Source organism: Nonomuraea roseola (genome assembly GCF_039535395.1).
GTDB lineage: Bacteria > Actinomycetota > Actinomycetes > Streptosporangiales > Streptosporangiaceae > Nonomuraea > Nonomuraea roseola.
This window is the reverse complement of sequence record NZ_BAAAXC010000008.1, coordinates 19,121-39,614: the sequence shown is the minus strand read 5'-3', so window position 1 is coordinate 39,614 and position 20,494 is coordinate 19,121. Positions and strand designations below refer to the sequence as shown.

The window sequence follows — 20,494 nt, the reverse complement described above, 5'->3', positions numbered from 1 at the left end:
GTCCCGCTTCGTTCCTCACCCGCGAGGGGTCGTCACCTGCGGAGGAGCGGGCTTCGGAGGGCGCCATCGCGAAGGAGGGAGCGCCGTGAGCACCAGCAGGCCGCCGATCACCAGGTACAGCCCCGTCACGCCGGGCAACAGCCCTGGAGGCTCGGCGGTGCCGGATCCGTGGGCCGCGCCCGCGAGGAGGCCCATCGGCGGCAGCGCGCTCACCGCCCGCGCGGCGCTCTCGGGGGCGGCGGCGAACAGCAGCCCGAGCAGGGTCAGCGGCAGCCCGCACACCAGCGCGGCCAGCGGTGACAGCCGGGGGGCGCAGGCCAGCGCGCCGCTCACCGCGACGGCCGCCCCCAGCCATGCGGGTCCGAGCGGATCGGGCTGCTGCAGCGCGTATCCGGCGCGCAGGCCCGCCGCGCCCGCCTCCGTGAGGTAGTAGACGACGGGCAGCGCGGCCAGTCCGATCATCGCTCCAGTCACATGGCGCACCCTCCGAGGTTAGGGTCGGATCATGAACAGCGGAACGGGTCCTGGAACCATCACCCCCGACGGATCGCCCGTCGAGTTCTACACGCTGCTGCCTCCCGGCGAGGAGGCGCGCGTCATCGCCGCCGCGACGCCCCCGAACGGCACCGTCCTGGAGCTCGGCTCCGGGGTGGGCAGAGTCACCCATCCCCTGCTCGAAGCGGGGTTGGAGGTGGTCGCCGTGGACGAGTCCGCCGAGATGCTCGCGCACGTGCGCGGCGCCCGCACCGTGTGCGCCAGCGCGCAGGAGCTCGACCTCGGCGAGCGCTTCGACTCGGTCGTCCTCGCCTCCTATCTGGTCAATCTCCCCGACGCCGCGCTGCGCCACGAGCTGCTGGCCTCCTGCGCGCGGCACGTGGCCGAGGGCGGCTCGGTGCTGATCCAGTGGCAGCCGCCCGAGGCGCACGACCAGTGGGCGGCAGGCAGGGGCAGCGAGCGCGACGGCGTCGGCATCATGATGACGGAGCTCGAGGAGATCTCTCCCGGCACGTTCGCGGCCACCATGCGCTACACGGCGGGCGAGCGGGTCTGGACGCAGTCCTTCCAGTCGCGCCGCCTCACCGTGGACGACCTGGCCGCCGACCTGGCGCGCGCAGGGCTCGCCCTCGACGGCTTTCTCACCGAGGACCGCACGTGGGCGCGGGCCGTACCGGCATGACGGGGGCCGACTTCCTGCGCGCCATCGCCGACGGCAGCGTGGAGTCCTCCCCCCATCTGACGCACCTGGGCCTGCGGCTGGTGCTGGTGGAGCCCGGCAGGGTCGAGCTGGTCTGGCGCCCAGGGCCCGAGCTCACCAACAGGTCGGGCGTGGTGCACGGCGGCTACATCGCCACGGCGCTCGACGACGCGTGCGGCATGGCGAGCGGGAGCGCGGCCGAGCGGCCCACGCTCCACCTGACGATGAACCTCAACGTCGACTACCTGCGGCCGGTGCGGGCCGGGGAGATCTACACCGTGGCCGGCACGGTGACGCACAGGGGCAGGACGCGCATCCTGACGCTGGCGACCGTCACCGCCGCCGACGGCCGCCTGTGCGCGCAGGCCACCTCCAGCCTCACGCCGAACCGGCTGACCACACCCGGCTGACCACCGCTGACCTCAGCGGGCTCAGCGGGTGTCCGATCTGTCGGAGCCTGGCGATAGTCTGCCGCTCCAGAACGGTGATCGGAGGTGGGCGGTGGCGCCCGAGGTGCCAGGCTACGAGGTGCTCGGGCTGCTGGGCCAGGGCGGCTTCGGCGTCGTCTACCAGGCGCGGCAGCTGGCGGTCGGCCGCGAGGTGGCGCTCAAGGTCGACAGCAGGGTGCTCGTCTCCGAGCGTGACCAGCGGCGTTTCGTGCGCGAGGTCACCTCGGCCGGCGCGCTGTCGGGCCATCCCCACGTCGCGCACGTCTACGACGCGGGGGTGCTGCGCGACGGCCGGCCGTACATGGTGCTGGAGCTGTGCCCCGGCGGGTCGCTGGCCGACCGCCTGCGCGCGGGCACGCTGACCGTCGCCGAGGTGCGCGACATCGGCGTCAGGATCGCCGACGCGCTGGCCGCCGCGCACGCGGCGGGGGTGCTGCACCGTGACGTCAAGCCCGCCAACATCCTGGTCAACCGCTACGGCAACGTCGTGCTGTCCGACTTCGGGCTGGCGACGATGCCGGAGCCCGGCGCGGAGATGTCGGTGACGCGCGAGTCGCTCACCCCCGCCTACGCCCCGCCCGAGGCGTTCGAGCTGACCGAGCCGACGGCGGCGGGCGACGTCTACTCGCTGTCGGCCACTCTCTACGCGCTGCTGTCGGGGCGGCCTCCGCGCTTTCCCGAGAGCGGCGTGGCCAACCTCGCCGTGATCATGGCGCTGCACCGCAGGCCCGTGCCCGAGATCCCCGGCGTGCCCGCCGCCTTCACAGAGGTCCTGCGGCGCGCGCTGGCCACCGATCCCGCCCTGCGGACCCCGACGGCCGCCGCGTTCCGCGACGCCCTGGCCGCCACCGACCTGTCCGGTACGGCGGGCCCGCCCGCCCCGCCGGGCGACGCGGGATGGCAGGGCCCGCCTCCCGCGCCCATGGCCGCGCAATCGGGCGGCTGGAGCCCGATGCCCACGGGGCAGGCGGCCGCCCAGGGGGCGGGCTGGAGCACCGCGCCCACGGGCGCGGGGGCGGCTCACGCCGGCGGATGGGCCGCCGCGCCGACAGGGCCGCGACCGGAGCAGAGACCAGGACACGGGCCAGGACACGGGCCAGGACACGGGCCGGCGAGGGGACACGCCGCCGGATGGCCCGCCGGTCACGACGGCGACCTGCGTGCGGCGCCCACCGCGATGTCGCGCCGCGGAAGGGGTGGCGGGGTCTACGCCGCCGTCTCCGCGCTGTTCGCCGTGATGATCGCGATCGGGGTCGTGCTGATGCTCATGGAGGGCAGGTGACCTCCTGTTGAGCGACGACCTCGACGAGCTCGAGCGACGCATCGACCTGCTGCGCGCCCAGGTCCGCACCGCCGCCAGGGCCAGGGAGCCCGCCCTCGCGCGTGAGCTGCGCGGGCAGCTGCGCAAGGCCGAGCGGGCATGGGACACCCTGGTCAGCGCCCCTCCCCAGGTTTCCGCACGTCCCGGCGAGCCGGAGGGGCGGGTCGCGGTGCCGGTGCGCGAGCGCGTCCACAGGGCGCTGACGCTGCTCGGCGTGCCCGCGGCCGGGCGGCTGGTGGTGAGCGTCCACGACGCGTTCTTCGCCGAACCGCTGCGCAGCTCGCAGCTCACCACGCTGAGGCGCGACGAGGAGCGCACGTTCAGGCGCTCGCCGTACGCCAGGCCCCACTACGTGTGCGCCGCGCTCACCGACAGGCTCACCCCTGCCAGGGGGCTGCTGGCGGTGAGCACCTGGCCGCAGGAGCGCAGGGTGGTGGGTCCGCTGAGCCCGCGCGTCGACTTCCTGGTGGCGACCGTCCAGGTGGCCGCGTGCGCGGGACGGCTCGACGACCCCTCCCCCGCGGCGCAGCGGCTGCTCGCCAGAATGGCGCGCAACGTGCCCGACGCGGGGAGCGGTTTCGGCGAGCCCGACCCCGAGCGGGTGGCCGTCGCGGCCAGGGCCGAGCTGGCGGTCCACCTCGACGCCGACACGCGGCAGCGCGCGGAGCTGGCACAACGCGCCGCCGCACAGCTGGATGAGGTGGCGCGGCTGTTCGGCGCGGCTACGCTGAGCGATGTCGCGAGGAAGGGTGCGTGCGCGTGAGCCCGACAAGTCAGGCGAGGAGAGCGGAGGCCGATGGCGACCGTCGGTGAGAGGGTGAGCGGGCTCGACTCGCTGCGGGGCACGACGCCCGCCAAGCCCCACGACGCCAGGGCCATCGCCGCCCTGGCGGCCAACCCGGGATGCGCGCGTAGGGCGTTGATGGACGGCGCGGGCGTCGACAAGGACGCCGCCGCCAGGCACCTGGGCTTCCCCGCCCCGTTCGGCCAGTCGCCGTTCGCGATCACCAGGGGCAACGCCTTCGAGGCGCTGGTCAAGGCCGACGGCTGCGCGGAGCTGCTGAGGCTGCTGCGCGACGTGCTGCGCCTGCCGATCGACGAGGTGGCCTACCAGGACGTGCAGAACGTCGGCGCCCACCTGCGGCATGCCCACACCCGCACCCTGTTCGACAGGGCGGCGAGGGGCGAGCAGGGCACGCTCTACGACCATCCGCTGCTCAGCCTGAAGATCGCCGGGCACACCGCCTTCCTCGAGCCCGACGTGGTGGCCTTCCAGCACGGCGGGCGCTTCCACATCGTGGAGATCAAGTCGTTCGCGGTGATCGACGGGCAGGCCGATCCCGCCAGCGTGTCGGCGGCCGCCAGGCAGGCGGCGGTGTACGTGCTGGCGCTGCGCTCGCTCCTCGAGGAGCTCGGCCACGACCCGCTGCTGGTGGCGCACGACGTGGTGCTGGTCTGCCCGGAGAACTTCGCCAACCGCCCGATGGCCACCCTGGTCGACGTGCGCAGGCAGCTGGCCGTGCTGAAGCGGCAGCTGGCCAGGATGACCTCGATCGACAGGCTGCTGGCCGAGCTGCCCGAAGGGGTGAGCTTCGACCTGCTGCCCGGCGAGGACGGCGCGCCCACCAGGTCGGCCGAGGCCCTCGCCGAGGCGATCCAGCAGGTGAGCGCCCGCTACGCGCCCGACTGCCTGTCCACCTGCGACCTGTGCTTCTTCTGCCGCGACGAGGCGAGACGCGACGGGGCCTCCGACCTGCTCGGCAGGCAGGTGCGCGACGAGCTGGGCGGGGTGGCGACGGTGGAGGAGGCGCTGGCGCTGGCCGACGGGCTCAGGGAGCCCGCCCCCGGCCAGGAGGAGATCGCGCGCCTGCTCCGTGACGCCGAACGGCTGCGCAGGGAGTGCCTGGCGTGAGCATCCTGACCTCGCTGGCCAGGCTGAGGGCGATCAAGGAGGGCGTGGCGCAGCCCATCGCCACGGTCCGCCACTGCCATCTCGGCCGGCGTCCCATGGTCTTCGTGCCGCTCAGGCTCTCCGGCGAGGCCGCGGCGCCGCTGGCGGTCATGCTGGGCACCGATCGCGACGCGCCCGAGCTGCTCGTGGTGGCCCAGCCGCGCAACAGGGACCTGCGGTTCGCCTTCACGGCGGAGCTGGCGCGGGTGCTGCTGCCGTACGTGGAGAGCTTCCTCGGCCAGAGCGAGACGGTCGAGAAGAAGAACGCCGACCCCTACCAGCGGGCGCTGGACGCGCCGCAGCTGCTGCTGCCCAATCCCTCGGGCGTGGCCTTCACCAGGCTGCTCGGCAGGTCGACGAGGTTCCGCCGTCCCGACGGGCCCTATCCCGTGCCCGCCGAGGTGCCGCTGCTGGGCAGGTGGCTGACCTACTTCGCCGAGCGCGCCGCGCACCCCGGCTCGTCGCTGACGCTGGCGGCGACCGAGGAGCTCGGCCGCCACTGGGCCAGCGGGCAGAGCGGTCTGGAGGACGCCAACCTGGCCGCGCTGCTCGGCTGGATCTCTCCTCCCCCTGGGCGCACGGGGCCGCAGGCCGCTCAGGAGGCCGAGGACCCGCTGATCTGGCCGCCCGCGGGCCCCGCCACCGACCCGGGGTTCGACGCCGAGGTGCTCGCGCCCGCGATCGAGAGCGGCACGGTGGAGCGCGTCACCGAGGCGCTGCGCACGCAGCTGGCGCCGACGTGGCGGCTGATGTGGCAGGCCGTCGACCTGCTGCGCGCCCTGCCCGAGGGGGCCAGCGTCGCCACGCGGTGGGAGAGCGACCGCGGCTCGTTCAGCATGATGGCCGAGCAGGTCGCCGAGGGCGCGCCGCCGCAGGCCCGCCGTGACGGCGCCGTCGCGGCCGCCTCCAGGCTGTCCAGGATGGAGCGCGCGCAGGCGGCCTTCGAGGTGCAGCGTGCCTACGACGATCCGCTGGTCATGGCCGAGTACCGCCTGACGGGTGAGGCCTTCGCCGGCGAGGTCATCGAGACCGACCCCGAGCACACCGAGGGCGAGGGCCGCTCACGCAAGCTGCGCCCGGTCGTCCTGGTCAAGACCGACGACCCCGTACGCCTGCCACCGGGCGCCACGCTCGGCACGCCCGACCGCCGCGGCCAGGCGGCGCAGTTGGTCGACGTGAGCGACGGCCTGGTCACCCTGAAGATCACCAAGGGCATGGGCAGGGGCAGGACACCCGCTCCCGGGTCGGTGCCCGAGCCGGGCGAGCGCGTCTGCTACACCTCGCTGACCGACGACTTCCAGGGCTCTGCCGCCCTGCCCGACAGGGACGCCACGCCATGGACGCACGGCGGCCCGCCGCAGGAGTACGTCGCGAACGACGAGGACGCTCAGGAGGAATGGGCATGAGCAGCCCCGAAGAGGTCATCCAGGCCGTCCTCGCCGACCTGCCGAGGCACAGGGGCGTGGTCGTCGACTCGCCGCCGGGCGCGGGCAAGTCGACGCTGGTCGTGCGGGCCGCGGCGCACCTGGCGGCGACGGGCGAGCCGCTGATGATCGTGGCCCAGACCAACGAGCAGGTCGACGACCTCATCGAGCGCATCGCCGACAAGCATCCCGACCTGAGCGTGGGCCGCCTGTCGGCCTCGGGCTACGTGGCGCCGCTCAGGCTGCTCGAGCTGCCGAGCGTCACGATCGGCACCAAGGTGCAGGACCTCAACGATCCGGCCATCGTGATCGCCACCGCCGACAAGTGGGCTTGGATCAGCGGCCGCACCTGGCCGTGGGCGATCGTCGACGAGGCCTACCAGATGCGCTCGGACAAGCTGCTGCGCATCGCGGGGCTGTTCGAGCGGGCGCTGTTCGTGGGCGATCCAGGACAGCTCGACCCGTTCTCGATCGTGGAGGCCGACCGGTGGGCCGGGCTGTCGTGGGACCCGGTGCAGAGCGCGGTGTCGGTGCTGCTGCGCCACAACCCCGACCTGCCCGTCCACCGCCTTCCGGTGTCGTGGCGGCTGCCCGCCTCGGCGGCGCCCGTCGTGTCGCGGGCCTTCTACCCCTTCACCGGGTTCAGGGCGGGCACCGGGCCAGGCGAGCGCCGGATGGAGCTCACCACCGAGGGCATGGGCACCGTCTACGACCGCACCCTGGAGGAGGCCGCCCGCGCGGGCTGGGCGCTGCTTGAGCTGCCGGCCCGCCACACGGTCCGCACCGACGCCGAGGCCGTCCAGGCGGTGGCGCTGCTGGCCACCCGGCTGCTGCAGCGCGGGGGCGTCGCCTACTCCGAGCGGGGTGAGGCTCCCGTGACGGCCGACCGCATCGCGGTCGGCGCCGCCCATCGCGACCAGGTGGCGGCGATCAGGAACGCGGGCGTGCCGCCCGAGATCACCGTCGACACCGCCAACAGGCTCCAGGGACGCGAGTACGACGTGACCGTGGTGCTGCACCCGCTGTCGGGACGCAGGGACGCCACCGCTTTCCACCTCGAGTCAGGACGGCTGTGCGTGCTGGCCTCACGCCACAGGCACGCCTGCGTGGTGGTGGCCAGAGCGGGCATTCCCGAGCTGCTCGACGCCCATCCCTCGGCCGAGACCGTGCAGCTGGGGGTGCCCGTGAAGTTCCCCGACGGCTGGGAGGCCAACCAGTCGGTGCTCGAACATCTCGCCAGGCACCGGATCTCGGCCCGCGACGCGCGCGGGGAGTGAGGACCGCCGGCCGGTGAGGGTCTAGACCCTCCTGCGCCAGACGTCGATCACCAGGACGGGGCGCATGCCCGCCGAGGTGTAAAGGCCGAGGGCGGGCGTGGTGTTGTTGGCATCGACCTGCAGCAGGGTGCCGCGCCTGCCCCTGGCGGCGTCGGCGGCGAAGGCCGAGCGCAGCAGCAGGCGGCCGAGGCCGCGCCCTCGGTAGGCGGGCAGGGTGGCGAGACTCAGCACGTAGCCGCGGTTCTCGTCGGAGACGAAGTGGTTGGTGCCCAACAGCATCGCGGCGGGCTCGCCGTCGACCCTGGCGAGCGTGAGCTGCGACCAGTCGGTGGCCGCCGAGGCCTGCCTGCGGGCCAGCCACTCCTCGTACGGCAGCGGCACGAACCCGAAGTGGTCGGCGAACCCCTCCTGCTGGACGCGGTACGCCTCGCGCCTGACCTCGTCGGTGTCGGCGGTGTGCAGGGTGACGCCCTCGGGCGGCCGCGGCGCCTCGACGGGCCCTTCGAAGTCGATGCCGAGCCGGTGGAAGCTGGTGGCGGGCTCGAATCCGAGCGCCTTGACCACGGCCTGCCCGGCCTCGTCTGCGCGGTAGACGCCGATGTCGAGCGTGGCGCCGTCGTGGCCGCGCTCGGCGGCGAGCTCGCGTGAGCGTTCGAGCACCGCCGTCCAGAGCCACTGGCTGACGCCGTCGTCGACGCCGGGCCTGACGACCACCTCCACGTCGACGTGGTCGCTGTCGCCCTTGGCCATGGCGCACGCCCAGCCGTCGAGCCTTCCCTCGGCGTCCTCGACCAGCCAGGCGTCCTTGTCGGTGTCGAGCTCGGCGAGTTCGTCGGCGATGTCGTCGGGCGTCACGTCGGGCGCGCCGATGGCGAAGGTGTCGTAGGCGGCGACGAGGTCGTAGACGTGGGCGGCGTCCGCCTGGCCCGGACGGCGGACGGTGTGGCGATCCATGGGGACGATTGTGGCCATGGGCACCCAGCCCGGACAACCGGATATTCGGGGCCCGCTCGCGGAGCCACAGCCTCCGGTCCTGTCTTTACGAAATTCCCAGCACCTGTTTTCTTCCGGGCGTCCCACCCCGGCGTACCGTCGGTAAGCAGGGGACCTTTCAGCACGAGAACCACCAAGCGCTCAACGTGGGGGAAGTGGTCCGCTATGCACCAGACGGTCCCGGCCTCCGTTCCTGAGGTCTTCGCGCGCCGGGTGGAACCCGCTCGCGGCCTCGCGGAAGAGGCGGAAACGGTGGCGCGCGCCTGCCACGCCATGGCGACGCGCTTCCACGGCGGCGGCAGGCTCATCGTCTTCGGCAACGGCGAGGCCGCCACGGACGCCCAGCACATCGCTGTCGAGTTCGTCCATCCGGTGATCGTGGGAAAACGCGCGCTTCCCTCGTTCTCGCTGACCGGTGACGTGGCCACGATCACCGGGATCGCCGCGGCCTCGGGATTCGACGACGTCTTCGCGCACCAGCTGCGGCATCTGGCGGTCTCCGACGACATGGCGCTGGGCGTCTCGCCGTACGGGGAGTGCGTGAACGTGCTCAGGGCGCTGGAGACGGCGAAGGAGCTCGGCCTGCTGACGCTGGCGCTGGTCGGCGGCGACGGCGGACAGATCGCGCGCAGTCCCTCGGTCGACCACATCATGATCGCCAGGTCGGCCGATCCCCGTGTCGTCAAGGAAGTGCACGTCACGACCTACCACATCCTGTGGGAGCTGGTGCACGTCTTCTTCGAGCAGCCGGGCGTGCTGGATCCCAGGGTGGTCGCATGAGCGGCCCCGGGCCGGCCTGCCACGAGGAGGTGTGCGTCACCTGCTCCGACGAGGCGGTGGCGGTGACGGTGCTGCGGCTGCTGGAGGACGGCATGGCCGAGGTGGACACCGGCCAGGGCCGCGAGGAGGTGAGCGTCGCCCTGGTGGAGGCCGAGGTCGGTGACACGGTGCTGGTCCACGCCAGGGAGGCCATCGCGGTGGTGGCCGACGCGGTCGACGAGGACGCGGTCGACGAGGAGGTGGCGACATGAGCGCGCCCGAAGAGCCCATGGAGTCGCTGTATCCGTTCCTCTACTCGGGCGGCACCGACCTGGACGCCGTGCTGACCGCGGTACGGCAGTCCACAGTCGACAAGGCCAACGAGATCGTCGCCCTGCGCCAGAGCGTGCTGGAACGGGACGGCGATCGGATGGCCGCGTGCGCGCAGGCCATGGCCGCAGCCTTCGACGGGGGCGCGCGGTTGTTCACCTTCGGCAACGGGGGCAGCTCCACCGACGCCCAGGACGTGGCCGCCCTGTTCCTGAACCCCGGCGGGGCCGCCAGGCCGCTGCCCGCCTTCGCCCTGACCGCGGACGTCGCGGTGGTGACGGCGCTCTCGAACGACATCGGGTTCGAGGTGGTGTTCTCCCGGCAGCTCGCCGCCTCGGGCCGCTCGGGGGACATCGCGTTCGGGCTGTCGACGAGCGGCAACTCCCGCAACCTCATCGCCGGCTTCCAGGAGGCCGACCGGCGCGGCATGATCACCGTCGGGCTGGCCGGCTACGACGGCGGCCAGATGGCCGAGCTGGGCACGATCGACCACCTGTTCGTGGTGCCGTCGTCCTCGGTGCACCGCATCCAGGAGGCCCAGACCACCGTTTACCACGCGCTCTGGGAGCTCACCCAGGGCGCGCTCAGGCGGCGGGGCGCAGTGCCTCCGCCGCGTTCCAGCTGAAGAGACCAGACCCGCGAGGGTGGTGAGGCGCATGAGCGCGCCGACGGAGTCGCAACAGACCACATCACAGACGCAGGACGAACCGGTTGTCCATATTCTGTGGATCAACGCGGGGCTGAGCTGCGACGGTGACTCCGTCGCGCTCACCGCCGCCACCCAGCCGAGCATCGAGGAGATCGTGCTCGGAGGGCTTCCCGGCCTGCCCAAGGTCGCCGTGCACTGGCCGCTGATCGACTTCGAGTGCGGTCCGATGCAGGGCGCCGACGTCTTCATCGAGTGGTTCTACAAGGCCGACCGCGGCGAGCTGGATCCGTTCGTGCTGGTCGTCGAGGGGTCGATTCCCAACGAGTCGATCAAGCAGGAGGGCTACTGGTGCGGCTTCGGCAACAACCCCGACACCGGGCAGCCCATGACCACCAGCGAGTGGCTTGACCGCCTCGCGCCCAAGGCGACGGCGATCCTGGCCGCGGGCACCTGCGCCACCTACGGCGGCATCCACGCGATGGCGGGCAACCCGACCGGCGCCATGGGCGTCGCCGACTACCTGGGCTGGGACTGGAAGTCGAAGGCGGGCCTGCCGATCGTCAACGTGCCCGGCTGCCCGATCCAGCCGGACAACCTGTCCGAGACCATCCTCTACCTGCTCTACCAGGTCGCAGGGCAGGCGCCGATGATCCCGCTGGACGAGGCGCTGCGCCCCACGTGGCTGTTCGGTCAGACCGTCCACGAGGGCTGCGACAGGGCCGGTTACTACGAGCAGGGCCAGTTCGCCACCGAGTACGGCTCGCCGAAGTGCCTGGTCAAGATCGGCTGCTGGGGACCGGTCGTGAAGTGCAACGTCCCCAAGCGGGGCTGGATCAACGGCATCGGCGGTTGCCCCAACGTGGGCGGCATCTGCATCGCCTGCACGATGCCCGGCTTCCCCGACAAGTTCATGCCCTTCATGGACGAGCCACCGGGCGCCAGGATCTCCGCGACGGCCAGCAGCGCGTACGGCGTGCTGGTCCGCTCGCTGCGCGAGTTCACCCTGCGGACGCTCGACAAGGAACCCAAGTGGCGCAAGAAGGGCCGCGAGCTGCTCACGGGCTACAAGGCCCCTTGGTAACCAGCGAGGCTGACATGACGACCACACCACAGCAGACCGGCGACGAACTCGTCGAGATGGCATGGGATCCGATCACCAGGATCGTCGGAAGCCTGGGCATCTACGCCAAGGTGGACTTCAAGAACAGGACGGTCGCCGAGTGCTACAGCACCTCGTCGATCTTCCGCGGCTACAGCATCTTCATGAAGGGCAAGGACCCCAGGGACGCGCACTTCATCACCAGCAGGATCTGCGGCATCTGCGGCGACAACCACGCGACGTGCTCGGTCTACAACCAGAACATGGCCTACGGCGTCCGGCCGCCGCACCTCGGTGAGTGGATCATCAACCTCGGCGAGTCCGCCGAGTACATGTTCGACCACAACATCTTCCAGGAGAACCTGGTCGGGGTGGACTACTGCGAGAAGATGGTCCGCGAGACCAACCCGGGGGTGCTCCAGCAGGCCGAGCGCACGGAGGCGCCGCACGCGGGAGAGCACGGCTACAGGACCATCGCCGACATCATGCGCTCGCTGAACCCGCTCGAGGGCGAGTTCTACCGCGAGGCGCTGCAGGTCAGCCGTACCACGCGGGAGATGTTCTGCCTGATGGAGGGCAGGCACGTGCACCCCTCCACGCTCTACCCCGGCGGGGTCGGCACCGTCGCCACCGTGCAGCTGTTCACCGACTACCTGACCAGGCTCATGCGCTACGTGGAGTTCCTGAAGCGCGTGGTGCCCATGCACGACGACCTCTTCGACTTCTTCTACGACGCCATCCCCGGCTACGAGCAGGTCGGCAGGCGGCGGGTGCTGCTCGCCTGCTGGGGCAGCCTCAACGACCCCGAGTACTGCGACTTCACTTACCAGAACATGAGCAGCTGGGGCCGGCGGATGTACGTGACCCCCGGCGTGATCGTGGACGGGAAGGTCGTCACCAACGACCTGGTCGACATCAACCTCGGGATCAGGATCCTGCTGGGCAGCTCCTACTACGACGACTGGGAGGACCAGGAGCCGTTCGTCACGCAGGACCCGCTCGGCAACCCGGTCGACATCCGCCACCCGTGGAACCAGCACACGATCCCGCACCCGCGCAAACGCGACTTCACCGACCAGTACAGCTGGGTCATGTCGCCCCGCTGGTTCGACGGCACGAACCTGCTCGCGCTCGACACCGGCGGCGGGCCCATCGCCCGGCTGTGGTCGACCGCGCTGTCCGGCCTCGTCGACATCGGCTACGTCAAGGCCACGGGACACAGCGTGGTCATCAACCTGCCGCGCTCGGCCACCAGGCCGGAGCGTACGTTCGAGTGGAAGATCCCCGAACGTGGCGGCGAGCTGTACTCCAACACCCTCGAACGCAACAGGGCCAGGACCTACTTCCAGGCGTACGCCGCCGCCTGCGCGCTCTACTTCGTCGAGCAGGCACTGGCCGAGGTGCGCGCGGGCAACACGCAGACGTGGGCGCCGTTCACGGTGCCCGAGGAGGCCATCAGCTGCGGCTTCACCGAGGCGGTGCGCGGCGTCCTGTCCCACCACATGGTGATCAGGAACGGGAAGATCGCCAACTACCACCCGTACCCGCCGACGCCGTGGAACGCCAGCGTCCGCGACTCGTACGGCACGCCAGGCCCCTACGAGGACGCCGTGCAGAACACGCCGATCTTCGAGGAGAACGCCAGGGAGGACTTCAAGGGCATCGACATCATGCGCACGGTCCGCAGCTTCGACCCGTGCCTGCCGTGCGGGGTCCACATGTACCTCGGCGGCGGCAAGCAGCTGCGCAAGCTGCACACCCCGCACGCCTTCGGCGGATCCTGACGGGGAGGGGGCGATGCCTGAGACCCTCGGCGCCCGTACGGCCGGCGAGCGCGTGGAGAGCCTGCTCGCCGAGCTGACCGCGCTCAGCGACCAGGTCACGCGTGACAAGGCCGAGGAGCTCGTGCGCGTGCTGGTCGAGCTGTACGGCGCGGCGCTCGAGCGCGTCATGGAGATCGTCACGGACGGCGAACAGGCCGAGACGCTCCGCAGGCTCGCCGAGGACGAGCTCGTCGGCGGCCTGCTCGTGGTGCACGACCTGCACCCGCTGAGCACGGAGGAGCGGGTGCTCGCGGCGCTCGACAGCGTCAGACCCTATCTCGGCAGCCACGCGGGGGACGTGGAGCTGGTGGGCGTCGAAGAGACAGGCGTCGTACGGCTGCGCCTGGCCGGCACCTGTCACGGCTGCCCCTCCTCCCAGGTCACGGTGACGACGGCGATCGAGCAGGCGATCGCGCGGGCGGCGCCGGAGGTGGCAGGGGTCGAGGTGGACGGCGTGGCCGAACCCGACACGCAGCTGTACCAGATCGAGACACGCCGGCCGCCAGGCCCGTGTCCGGTGCCGGAGAGCGCGGCGCCATGAGCACCGGACTGCGCCGTTTCCGCGAGCCCCGCCCCGCCGACGCTCCCGCCGCGCGCGAGTGCTGCGAGATGTGCGCCGAGCCGATCGACGCCGGGCACGGGCACGTGGTGAACGTCGAGAGCCGCGCCCTGCTCTGCGCGTGCAAGAGCTGCTACCTGCTGTTCACCGTGCAGGGCGCCGCGCAGGGCAGGTACCTGGCGGTGCCCGATCGCTACCTGTACGCGCCGCGCTTCGCCCTGTCGGCGGCCGACTGGGACGAGCTGCAGATACCGGTGCGGATGGCGTTCTTCTTCCGCAACTCCGCCCTGGGCCGTACGGTCGCCTTCTACCCGAGCCCCGGCGGGGCCACCGAGTCGGAGCTGCCGCTGCCCACGTGGGAGAGGGTCATGGCGGCCAACCCCGGGCTCGCCGGCGTCGCCGCCGACGTCGAGGCGCTGCTCGTCGACCGGCGGGCGGACGGCTTCGTGTGCCATCTCGTGCCGATCGACGCCTGTTACGAGCTGGTCGGGCTGGTCAGGACCCGGTGGAAGGGCTTCGACGGCGGCCAGGAGGTCTGGCAGGCCATCGACGCCTACTTCGAGAGGTTGCGGGCGCGCAGCGACGAGGTGCGAGCCGATCATGAGTGACCTCGGCTTCGCCTGCCTCGACGCCCGCGCCGACCGGTTCGCGGCGGCGCCGACGCTGTGCTTCCCGCTGCGGATCACTCAGGCGGGCGGAGGCGCCGTGCACGCTGTCGCGCTGCGCTGCCAGATCCGCATCGAGCCGCAGCGCCGCCGCTACTCCGGCGCGGAGTCCGAGCTGCTCGCCGACCTGTTCGGCGAGCCCTCCCGCTGGGGCGAGACGCTCAGGCCCCTGCAGTTCGCGCTCGTCTCCACCATGGTCCCCGGGTTCACCGGGGTGACGGAGATCGACCTGCCGGTGCCGGTCACCTACGACCTGGAAGTGGCGGCGGGCAAGTACTTCGCCGCCCTCGACGAGGGCGAGATCCCGCTCCTCCTGCTCTTCAGCGGCACGGTGTTCGTCAGGACGCCCACCGGCTTCTCCGTCGAGCAGGTGCCGTGGGACCGCGAGACCCGCCACCGGCTGCCCGTGCCGGTCTGGCGGGAGCTGATGGACCGCTACTTCCCTGGAGAGGGTTGGCTGCGGCTGCGCACGGACACGCTGCGCGACCTGCACCGGTTCAAGTCCGCCCACGCGCTCGCCACATGGGACGACACCATGGAGACGCTCCTGGCCAGGGCCAGGGCGTCGGAGGCGGCGCCATGAGCGCGTCGATGGAGATCGCCCGCAGGGTCGCCGACGCGGTGCTCTACGAGGGCTACCTGCTCTATCCCTACCGGGCCTCGGCCACCAAGAACCAGGCGCGCTGGCAGTTCGGGGTCCTGGTGCCGCCCGCCTACACCGCGACGGCCGAGCATGCGGCCTGCAGGACCGAGTGCCTGCTCGAGGCCGCCGAGGACGCCGTCCTGCGGATCGGGCTGCGCTTCCTGCAGGTCCGCTCGAGGACCGTCGAACGCGCCGAGGGCGCGGGCCACCGTCCCGTCCCCGCGCTCGAGGTCGCCGGTGAGACGTACCTGACCTTCGACGAGAGCGTCGAGCGGGAGCACGACATGGTGGTGCCGCTGGCCGAGGTGCTGGCCTCGGAGCGGATCCACGGGGTGAGACACGATGCGGCGCGCACGGTGGAGCGGCTGCCCGCCCCAGCCGGCGCGCCGGCAGGCCGGATCGTGCGCGAGGACCGGCGCCTCGACGCGGTGCTGGCCGTACGGGCCGAGCGGATCGACGGGCCGTACGGGCTGGTGAAGCTGCGCGTGCGGGTGGAGAACACCACGGAGTGGGCCGATCCCGACGCGCCGCGCGAGGAGGCTCTGCGCTGCTCGCTGATCGCCGCGCACACGCTGCTCGCCGTCGAGGGGGGAGCGTTTCTTTCCCTGCTCGACCCGCCCGCTTGGGCGGCGGCGTCGGCGCGGTCGTGCGAGAACGTGCGCACCTGGCCGGTGCTCGCCGGCGAGGAGGGACGGCGGGACGTCATGCTGTCGGCGCCGATCATCCTGTACGACTACCCGTCCATCGCGCAGGAGAGCCCGGGCGAGCTGTTCGACTCGACCGAGATCGACGAGCTGCTCAGCCTACGCACGCTCACTCTCACCGAGGAGGAGAAACGCGAGGCCAGGGCGACCGACCCGCGAGCCGCCGAGATCATCGACAGGGTCGGCGACCTGCCTCCCGAGGTGCTCGAACGGCTCCACGGCGGCGTCCACCGCCTGCGCCCCGCCGAGCGGCAGAGCCTCCCCTGGTGGGATCCGGGCGCCGACACGGCGGTTTCCCCCGGGACCGACAGCGTGGTGGTCGACGGAGTGACCCTGTCCAGAGGCAGCGGGGTGCGCCTGCTGCCCGGTCGCGGCACCTCGCGCACGCGGCGGGCCGACGCCCACGACATGTTCCTCGCAGGGCGGAGCGCGACGGTCGAGGCGGTCTTCCTCGACGTGGACGGCGTCCACCACCTGGCCGTGACGCTGAACGACGATCCCGGGGCCGATCTGCAACGCGAGCAGGGCCGCTTCCTCTACTTCTCCCCCGACGAGGTCGAGCCCCTCGCGGGCGGGAAGGAGGACGGATGAGCCGCAAGATCCTGGTGGCGGGGGTCGGCAACGTCTTCCTCGGCGACGACGGCTTCGGCGTCGAGGTCGCCAGGCGGCTGCTGTCGCAGGCCGGCCTGCCGGACGGCGTGGTCGTGGCCGACTTCGGGATCCGCGGCATCCACCTGGCCTACGAACTGCTGGCCGGCTACGACGAGGTGATCCTGGTCGACGCGGTCCCCATGGACGAGCCACCGGGAACGCTGGCGGTCCTCGAACCGTCGCTCGACGAAGCCGGCCCCGTGGACGACGTGTTCGCGCGGGGGGCGCTCACCGACGCCCACGGCATGACACCTGACGCGATCTTCGGCCTGCTCCGCGCGTTCGGCGTCACGACCGGCCGGATCCTGCTCGTCGGATGCCAGCCGGCCGACAACTCGCCGGGCATGGAGCTCAGCGAGGCGGTGGCGCGGGCCGTGCCGTACGCCGCCGGCCTCGTTCGCGACCTGCTCGCGCCGGACCAACAAGGAGGGGTCAACGATGCTCAAACGCGTGCTGATCGTACTGGTGGTGGCCGGGATAGCCGTCCTGGTGTGGCAGTCCCTGCCCGACATCAAGCGCTACCTCAAGATCCGGGAGATGTGAGCGGTGCATGAGTTCGGCATCGCCACCTCGGTGCTCGACGCGGTCGAACGCCGTGCCGCGGGACGCCAGGTGGCCCACGTCAGGGTCCGCGCCGGGGCGCTGCTCCGCATCACAGGGCCCGCCCTCGACCAGGCCTTCTCTCTGGTCGCGCAGGGAACGGTCGCCGACGGGGCCACGATCGACCTGGTCGTGGTGCCCGTCCAGCTCACCTGCAGGACCTGCGGCCGCGAGGAGGACACGGCCGACGCGCTCGCCGTGTGCGGCGCCTGCGGCGGCGCCGACGTCGACCTGCGGGGAGGCGACGAGCTGATCCTCGAATCCATCCAGATGGCGGAGGGACATCATGTGCCTGGGAATCCCCGGCGAGATCGTGGAGATCCTGCCAGACCACGCTGACCTGGCGAAGGTCGACGTCAGCGGGGTACGGCGGGCGATCAACATCGGCCTGCTGGAGAACGAACGGCTCCAGCCCGGCGACTGGATCCTCATCCATGTCGGCTTCGCGTTGTCGAAGATCGACGAGGAGGAGGCCAGGGCCGCGCTGGACTTCCTGGAGGGCATCGGCCAGGCCTACGACGACGAGCTGGCGGCGCTCCGCGAATCATCGATCGACCGGAGGTGAGGCGTGATGCGCTTCGTCGACGAGTACCGCGACGCCGAGAAGGCCCGTGCCCTCTCCGCGAAGATCGCGAGCCTGTGCGAGCCCGGCAGGGCGTACAAGTTCATGGAGGTGTGCGGCGGCCACACCCACACCATCTACAAGCACGGTCTCGAGGACTACCTGCCCGAGTCCATCACACTGGTGCACGGCCCCGGCTGCCCGGTCTGCGTCATCCCGATGGGGCGCGTGGACGACGCCATCCACATCGCCGAGCAACCCGAGGTCATCATGACCTCCTTCGGCGACATGATGCGGGTCCCCGGAGGGCGCGGCTCGTTCTTCGACTCCATGGCCCAGGGCGCCGCCATCCGCATGGTCTACTCCCCGCTGGACGCGCTCAAGGTGGCCAGGCAGAACCCGGACAAGCACGTGGTCTTCATGGCCATCGGCTTCGAGACCACGGCGCCCTCCACCGCGATGACCGTGCTGAGAGCGGCGGCCGAGGGCATCGGCAACTTCTCGATCTTCTGCAACCACGTGACCGTCATCCCCGCCATCAAGGCGATCCTGGACTCCCCCGACCTGCGGCTGGACGGGTTCATCGGGCCCGGGCACGTGTCGACGATCATCGGCTGCCGGCCGTACGAGTTCATCGCCCGCGACTACGGCAAGCCGCTGGTCGTGGCGGGCTTCGAGCCGCTGGACATCCTCCAGTCGATCTACATGCTGCTGGTGCAGCTCGCCGAGGGCCGTTCGGAGGTGGAGAACCAGTACGCGCGCGTCGTGCCGTGGGCGGGCAACCTCAAGGCGCTCAGGGTCATCAGCGAGGTGATGGAGCTGCGGCCGTACTTCGAGTGGCGCGGCCTCGGCTTCATCTCGCACTCCGCGCTGAAGGTCAGGGAGAAGTACGCCGCCTTCGACGCCGAGCAGATCTTCGAGATCCCCGGCAGCCGGGTGGCCGACCCGAAGGCCTGCCAGTGCGGCGAGGTGCTCAAGGGCGTGCTCAAGCCGTGGGAGTGCAAGGTGTTCGGTACCGCCTGCACGCCGGAGACGCCGATCGGCACCTGCATGGTCTCCTCCGAGGGCGCCTGCGCCGCCTACTACAACTTCGGCCGCTTCTCCCGTGAGCGGGTCAGGGAGGCGACCAGGTGACCGGCATCGAGGGAACGGGCACCGACAGAACCGGCCTCGGGGGGACGGACCTCGGAGGGACCAGCATCGGAGGGACCGCCGACTGGGCCGAGGCGGCCGTGCGCGAGCACGCGGCCGAGGCCGAGGGGCCCAGCCGCGAGGAGCAGGTGCTCGAACGGATCGACAGGGCTCGCCGCCGCAAGGCCAGGGTGAAGGAGGAGCACATCACCATGGCCCACGGCTCGGGAGGCAAGGCGACGCAGACCCTGGTGGAGGCCGTCTTCCTGGAAGCCTTCCGCAACCCGCTGCTCGAACCGCTCGAGGACGGGGCGGTGCTGGAGGTCGGCGGCACCCGGCTCGCTTTCACCACCGACTCCTACGTGGTGTCCCCGCTGTTCTTCCCCGGAGGCGACATCGGCGACCTGGCCGTCAACGGCACGGTCAACGACCTGTCGGTCTGCGGGGCCCGACCGCTGTACCTGTCGGCCGGCTTCGTGCTGGAGGAGGGCTTCCCCGTCGAGGACCTCAGGCGCATCACCGCCTCCATGGCCTCGGCGGCGTCCGCGGCGGGCGTGCTGATCGTCACGGGCGACACCAAGGTGGTGCAGAAGGGCAAGGCGGACGGCTGCTACGTCAACACCGCGGGCGTCGGCCTGCTGGACCGGCCGATCAGGCTCGGGGTGGCGAGCGCGCGTCCCGGTGACGCGGTCCTGGTGTCGGGGCCGATCGGCGAGCACGGCGTCACCATCATGCTCGCCAGGGGCGAGCTGGACATCGAGGCCGACCTGACGTCCGACACCGCCGCGCTGAACGGCCTGATCGCCGCGCTGCTCGACGCCTGCTCCTCGGGCGCCGGCGGGGTGCGCTGCCTGCGGGACGCCACCAGGGGCGGGGTCGCGACGATCCTCAACGAGATCGCGCGCGCCTCCGGCGTGGCCGTGGTCGTCGACGAGGAGGCCATTCCGGTACGGCCCGGCGTGCGCGGCGCCTGCGAGCTGCTCGGCATCGACCCGCTCTACGTCGCCTGCGAGGGCCGGATGGTCGTCGTCGTGGACGGCGCGGCGGCCGACACCGCCCTCACCGCCCTGCGCGCGCACCCGCTGGGCGAGGGAGCCGCACTCATCGGCCACGTCAAGGACGACCCACCCGGGCTCGTGCTGCTGAAGACCGCCTTCGGCGGCACCCGCATCGTCGACCTGCTGGTCGGCGACCCACTCCCCCGCATCTGCTGAACCCTATGACGGAGGTGCTGACCATGACCGAATCCCGCGAACCGGAGGACCAGCACGGCTACGCTCCCGACGTCGGGCATGGGAGCGAGGAGGCCGCCCAGGCCGGCGACCGCGCCTTCCAACCCGAGGCGGCCGGCGCGCCCGGCCCAGGACGGGAACCGTCCGAGGAGGAGGAGGCAGGCGTCTCCTCCACCGATACCGAGGCGCGCTCGCCGCAGGGCGTCGGCGAGAGTCCGAGCAGGCAGGGCGAGGAGATCGCCCAGGAGGAGCAGGAGGCCGGAAGGGAGACCGTCGGCGTCAAGGGCGAGTCGCAGCGCCCCTACGGCACGTCCACCGCCGAGGACGCCACGGGCGTCGGTGCGCAGGAACCGGAGGACGAGGAGAGCCCCACCCTGCCTCCTGGCGATCAGGGCGGCTGACCGGCCCGTCACGGCCCCACGGGCGTCCCGCCGTGTCGGCCTGGCTTCGACGCGCCGCCGCGGGACGCCACGGGCG

The 20,494-nt window shown here is 71.9% G+C and carries 24 protein-coding genes; 22 read left to right on the top strand and 2 right to left on the bottom strand.

What is annotated here, in order from left to right:
* Positions 1–15 precede the first annotated feature (15 nt).
* Complete coding sequence (locus tag ABFX55_RS08540) at positions 16–483, bottom strand: hypothetical protein (protein WP_346119323.1); 468 nt, start codon at positions 481–483, stop codon at positions 16–18.
* Positions 484–505: 22 nt separating this feature from the next.
* Here ABFX55_RS08540 and ABFX55_RS08535 point away from each other — a divergent pair, with 22 nt between their 5' ends.
* The 7 genes from ABFX55_RS08535 (at position 506) to ABFX55_RS08505 (ending at position 7,617) form a co-directional block, all read left to right on the top strand.
* The gene (locus ABFX55_RS08535) at positions 506–1,177 is read left to right on the top strand and encodes a class I SAM-dependent methyltransferase (RefSeq protein ID WP_346119321.1); all 672 of its coding nucleotides are present in this window, start codon (positions 506–508) and stop codon (positions 1,175–1,177) included.
* Complete coding sequence (locus ABFX55_RS08530) at positions 1,153–1,605, top strand: PaaI family thioesterase (RefSeq protein ID WP_346119320.1); 453 nt, start codon at positions 1,153–1,155, stop codon at positions 1,603–1,605. The genes ABFX55_RS08535 and ABFX55_RS08530 overlap by 25 nt, the downstream gene beginning before the upstream one ends.
* 91 nt (positions 1,606–1,696) lie before the next feature.
* Positions 1,697–2,926 (top strand): serine/threonine-protein kinase, encoded by a 1,230-nt coding sequence (locus ABFX55_RS08525; RefSeq protein WP_346119318.1) that lies wholly within the window; start codon positions 1,697–1,699, stop codon positions 2,924–2,926.
* 7 nt (positions 2,927–2,933) lie between these two features.
* Positions 2,934–3,728 carry a hypothetical protein gene (locus ABFX55_RS08520; protein ID WP_346119316.1) on the top strand — a complete coding sequence of 265 codons (795 nt, stop codon included), beginning with the start codon at positions 2,934–2,936 and terminating at the stop codon, positions 3,726–3,728.
* Positions 3,729–3,761: 33 nt separating this feature from the next.
* The gene (locus tag ABFX55_RS08515) at positions 3,762–4,877 is read left to right on the top strand and encodes a hypothetical protein (RefSeq protein ID WP_346119315.1); all 1,116 of its coding nucleotides are present in this window, start codon (positions 3,762–3,764) and stop codon (positions 4,875–4,877) included.
* A complete protein-coding gene (locus ABFX55_RS08510; RefSeq protein WP_346119313.1) occupies positions 4,874–6,322 on the top strand; it encodes a hypothetical protein in 1,449 nt (482 codons plus the stop codon). The genes ABFX55_RS08515 and ABFX55_RS08510 overlap by 4 nt, the downstream gene beginning before the upstream one ends.
* Positions 6,319–7,617: an AAA family ATPase gene (locus tag ABFX55_RS08505; RefSeq protein ID WP_346119311.1), complete on the top strand. Its 1,299-nt coding sequence runs from the start codon at positions 6,319–6,321 to the stop codon at positions 7,615–7,617. The genes ABFX55_RS08510 and ABFX55_RS08505 overlap by 4 nt, the downstream gene beginning before the upstream one ends.
* 21 nt (positions 7,618–7,638) lie before the next feature.
* Here the strand turns inward: ABFX55_RS08505 and ABFX55_RS08500 are convergent, their stop codons facing one another.
* Positions 7,639–8,571: a GNAT family N-acetyltransferase gene (locus ABFX55_RS08500; RefSeq protein ID WP_346119309.1), complete on the bottom strand. Its 933-nt coding sequence runs from the start codon at positions 8,569–8,571 to the stop codon at positions 7,639–7,641.
* A gap of 204 nt (positions 8,572–8,775) precedes the next feature.
* Here ABFX55_RS08500 and ABFX55_RS08495 point away from each other — a divergent pair, with 204 nt between their 5' ends.
* Genes ABFX55_RS08495 through ABFX55_RS08425 form a run of 15 tightly spaced genes read left to right on the top strand, consistent with a single transcriptional unit; the run spans position 8,776 to position 20,418 of the window.
* Complete coding sequence (locus ABFX55_RS08495; protein ID WP_346119307.1) at positions 8,776–9,390, top strand: D-sedoheptulose-7-phosphate isomerase; 615 nt, start codon at positions 8,776–8,778, stop codon at positions 9,388–9,390.
* Positions 9,387–9,641, top strand: a complete 255-nt coding sequence (locus tag ABFX55_RS08490; protein ID WP_346119305.1) for a HypC/HybG/HupF family hydrogenase formation chaperone — start codon at positions 9,387–9,389, stop codon at positions 9,639–9,641. Before ABFX55_RS08495 ends, ABFX55_RS08490 begins: the two co-directional genes overlap by 4 nt.
* Positions 9,638–10,324, top strand: a complete 687-nt coding sequence (locus ABFX55_RS08485) for a D-sedoheptulose-7-phosphate isomerase (RefSeq protein WP_346119303.1) — start codon at positions 9,638–9,640, stop codon at positions 10,322–10,324. Before ABFX55_RS08490 ends, ABFX55_RS08485 begins: the two co-directional genes overlap by 4 nt.
* Positions 10,325–10,355: 31 nt before the next feature.
* Complete coding sequence (locus ABFX55_RS08480; RefSeq protein ID WP_346119301.1) at positions 10,356–11,429, top strand: NADH-quinone oxidoreductase subunit B family protein; 1,074 nt, start codon at positions 10,356–10,358, stop codon at positions 11,427–11,429.
* A gap of 14 nt (positions 11,430–11,443) precedes the next feature.
* On the top strand, positions 11,444–13,231 hold the full coding sequence (locus ABFX55_RS08475; protein WP_346119299.1) for a nickel-dependent hydrogenase large subunit: 1,788 nt from the start codon (positions 11,444–11,446) through the stop codon (positions 13,229–13,231).
* 13 nt (positions 13,232–13,244) lie between these two features.
* Positions 13,245–13,811, top strand: coding sequence for a NifU family protein (locus tag ABFX55_RS08470; protein ID WP_346119297.1), 567 nt, complete (start codon positions 13,245–13,247; stop codon positions 13,809–13,811).
* Positions 13,808–14,437, top strand: coding sequence for a DUF5947 family protein (locus ABFX55_RS08465; RefSeq protein WP_346119295.1), 630 nt, complete (start codon positions 13,808–13,810; stop codon positions 14,435–14,437). The genes ABFX55_RS08470 and ABFX55_RS08465 overlap by 4 nt, the downstream gene beginning before the upstream one ends.
* Positions 14,430–15,077: a DUF6084 family protein gene (locus tag ABFX55_RS08460; protein ID WP_346119293.1), complete on the top strand. Its 648-nt coding sequence runs from the start codon at positions 14,430–14,432 to the stop codon at positions 15,075–15,077. Before ABFX55_RS08465 ends, ABFX55_RS08460 begins: the two co-directional genes overlap by 8 nt.
* Positions 15,074–16,432 (top strand): hypothetical protein, encoded by a 1,359-nt coding sequence (locus ABFX55_RS08455; protein WP_346119291.1) that lies wholly within the window; start codon positions 15,074–15,076, stop codon positions 16,430–16,432. Before ABFX55_RS08460 ends, ABFX55_RS08455 begins: the two co-directional genes overlap by 4 nt.
* On the top strand, positions 16,429–17,046 hold the full coding sequence (locus tag ABFX55_RS08450; RefSeq protein WP_346119289.1) for a hydrogenase maturation protease: 618 nt from the start codon (positions 16,429–16,431) through the stop codon (positions 17,044–17,046). The genes ABFX55_RS08455 and ABFX55_RS08450 overlap by 4 nt, the downstream gene beginning before the upstream one ends.
* Positions 17,039–17,431: a hydrogenase maturation nickel metallochaperone HypA/HybF gene (locus ABFX55_RS08445; RefSeq protein ID WP_346119287.1), complete on the top strand. Its 393-nt coding sequence runs from the start codon at positions 17,039–17,041 to the stop codon at positions 17,429–17,431. The genes ABFX55_RS08450 and ABFX55_RS08445 overlap by 8 nt, the downstream gene beginning before the upstream one ends.
* The gene (locus ABFX55_RS08440; protein WP_312896062.1) at positions 17,406–17,657 is read left to right on the top strand and encodes a HypC/HybG/HupF family hydrogenase formation chaperone; all 252 of its coding nucleotides are present in this window, start codon (positions 17,406–17,408) and stop codon (positions 17,655–17,657) included. The genes ABFX55_RS08445 and ABFX55_RS08440 overlap by 26 nt, the downstream gene beginning before the upstream one ends.
* A 6-nt stretch (positions 17,658–17,663) precedes the next feature.
* Positions 17,664–18,788 carry a hydrogenase formation protein HypD gene (gene hypD, locus ABFX55_RS08435; RefSeq protein ID WP_346119285.1) on the top strand — a complete coding sequence of 375 codons (1,125 nt, stop codon included), beginning with the start codon at positions 17,664–17,666 and terminating at the stop codon, positions 18,786–18,788.
* Entirely contained in the window at positions 18,785–19,999 is a 1,215-nt protein-coding gene (gene hypE, locus ABFX55_RS08430; RefSeq protein WP_346119283.1) for a hydrogenase expression/formation protein HypE, read from the top strand. Before hypD ends, hypE begins: the two co-directional genes overlap by 4 nt.
* Before the next feature lie 23 nt (positions 20,000–20,022).
* Positions 20,023–20,418 (top strand): hypothetical protein, encoded by a 396-nt coding sequence (locus tag ABFX55_RS08425; protein ID WP_346119281.1) that lies wholly within the window; start codon positions 20,023–20,025, stop codon positions 20,416–20,418.
* The last annotated feature ends 76 nt before the right edge of the window (positions 20,419–20,494 follow it).

What these genes read in the sequence shown, in the direction of transcription:
- ABFX55_RS08535 (WP_346119321.1), top strand. Translation starts at nt 506, where the DNA reads ATGAACAGCGGAACGGGTCCTGGAACCATCACCCCCGACGGATCGCCC.
- ABFX55_RS08515 (WP_346119315.1), top strand. Translation starts at nt 3,762, where the DNA reads ATGGCGACCGTCGGTGAGAGGGTGAGCGGGCTCGACTCGCTGCGGGGC.
- ABFX55_RS08505 (WP_346119311.1), top strand. Translation starts at nt 6,319, where the DNA reads ATGAGCAGCCCCGAAGAGGTCATCCAGGCCGTCCTCGCCGACCTGCCG.
- ABFX55_RS08500 (WP_346119309.1), bottom strand. Translation starts at nt 8,571, where the DNA reads ATGGATCGCCACACCGTCCGCCGTCCGGGCCAGGCGGACGCCGCCCAC.
- ABFX55_RS08495 (WP_346119307.1), top strand. Translation starts at nt 8,776, where the DNA reads ATGCACCAGACGGTCCCGGCCTCCGTTCCTGAGGTCTTCGCGCGCCGG.
- ABFX55_RS08490 (WP_346119305.1), top strand. Translation starts at nt 9,387, where the DNA reads ATGAGCGGCCCCGGGCCGGCCTGCCACGAGGAGGTGTGCGTCACCTGC.
- ABFX55_RS08485 (WP_346119303.1), top strand. Translation starts at nt 9,638, where the DNA reads ATGAGCGCGCCCGAAGAGCCCATGGAGTCGCTGTATCCGTTCCTCTAC.
- ABFX55_RS08480 (WP_346119301.1), top strand. Translation starts at nt 10,356, where the DNA reads ATGAGCGCGCCGACGGAGTCGCAACAGACCACATCACAGACGCAGGAC.
- ABFX55_RS08475 (WP_346119299.1), top strand. Translation starts at nt 11,444, where the DNA reads ATGACGACCACACCACAGCAGACCGGCGACGAACTCGTCGAGATGGCA.
- ABFX55_RS08470 (WP_346119297.1), top strand. Translation starts at nt 13,245, where the DNA reads ATGCCTGAGACCCTCGGCGCCCGTACGGCCGGCGAGCGCGTGGAGAGC.
- ABFX55_RS08465 (WP_346119295.1), top strand. Translation starts at nt 13,808, where the DNA reads ATGAGCACCGGACTGCGCCGTTTCCGCGAGCCCCGCCCCGCCGACGCT.
- ABFX55_RS08460 (WP_346119293.1), top strand. Translation starts at nt 14,430, where the DNA reads ATGAGTGACCTCGGCTTCGCCTGCCTCGACGCCCGCGCCGACCGGTTC.
- ABFX55_RS08455 (WP_346119291.1), top strand. Translation starts at nt 15,074, where the DNA reads ATGAGCGCGTCGATGGAGATCGCCCGCAGGGTCGCCGACGCGGTGCTC.
- ABFX55_RS08450 (WP_346119289.1), top strand. Translation starts at nt 16,429, where the DNA reads ATGAGCCGCAAGATCCTGGTGGCGGGGGTCGGCAACGTCTTCCTCGGC.
- hypD (WP_346119285.1), top strand. Translation starts at nt 17,664, where the DNA reads ATGCGCTTCGTCGACGAGTACCGCGACGCCGAGAAGGCCCGTGCCCTC.
- ABFX55_RS08425 (WP_346119281.1), top strand. Translation starts at nt 20,023, where the DNA reads ATGACCGAATCCCGCGAACCGGAGGACCAGCACGGCTACGCTCCCGAC.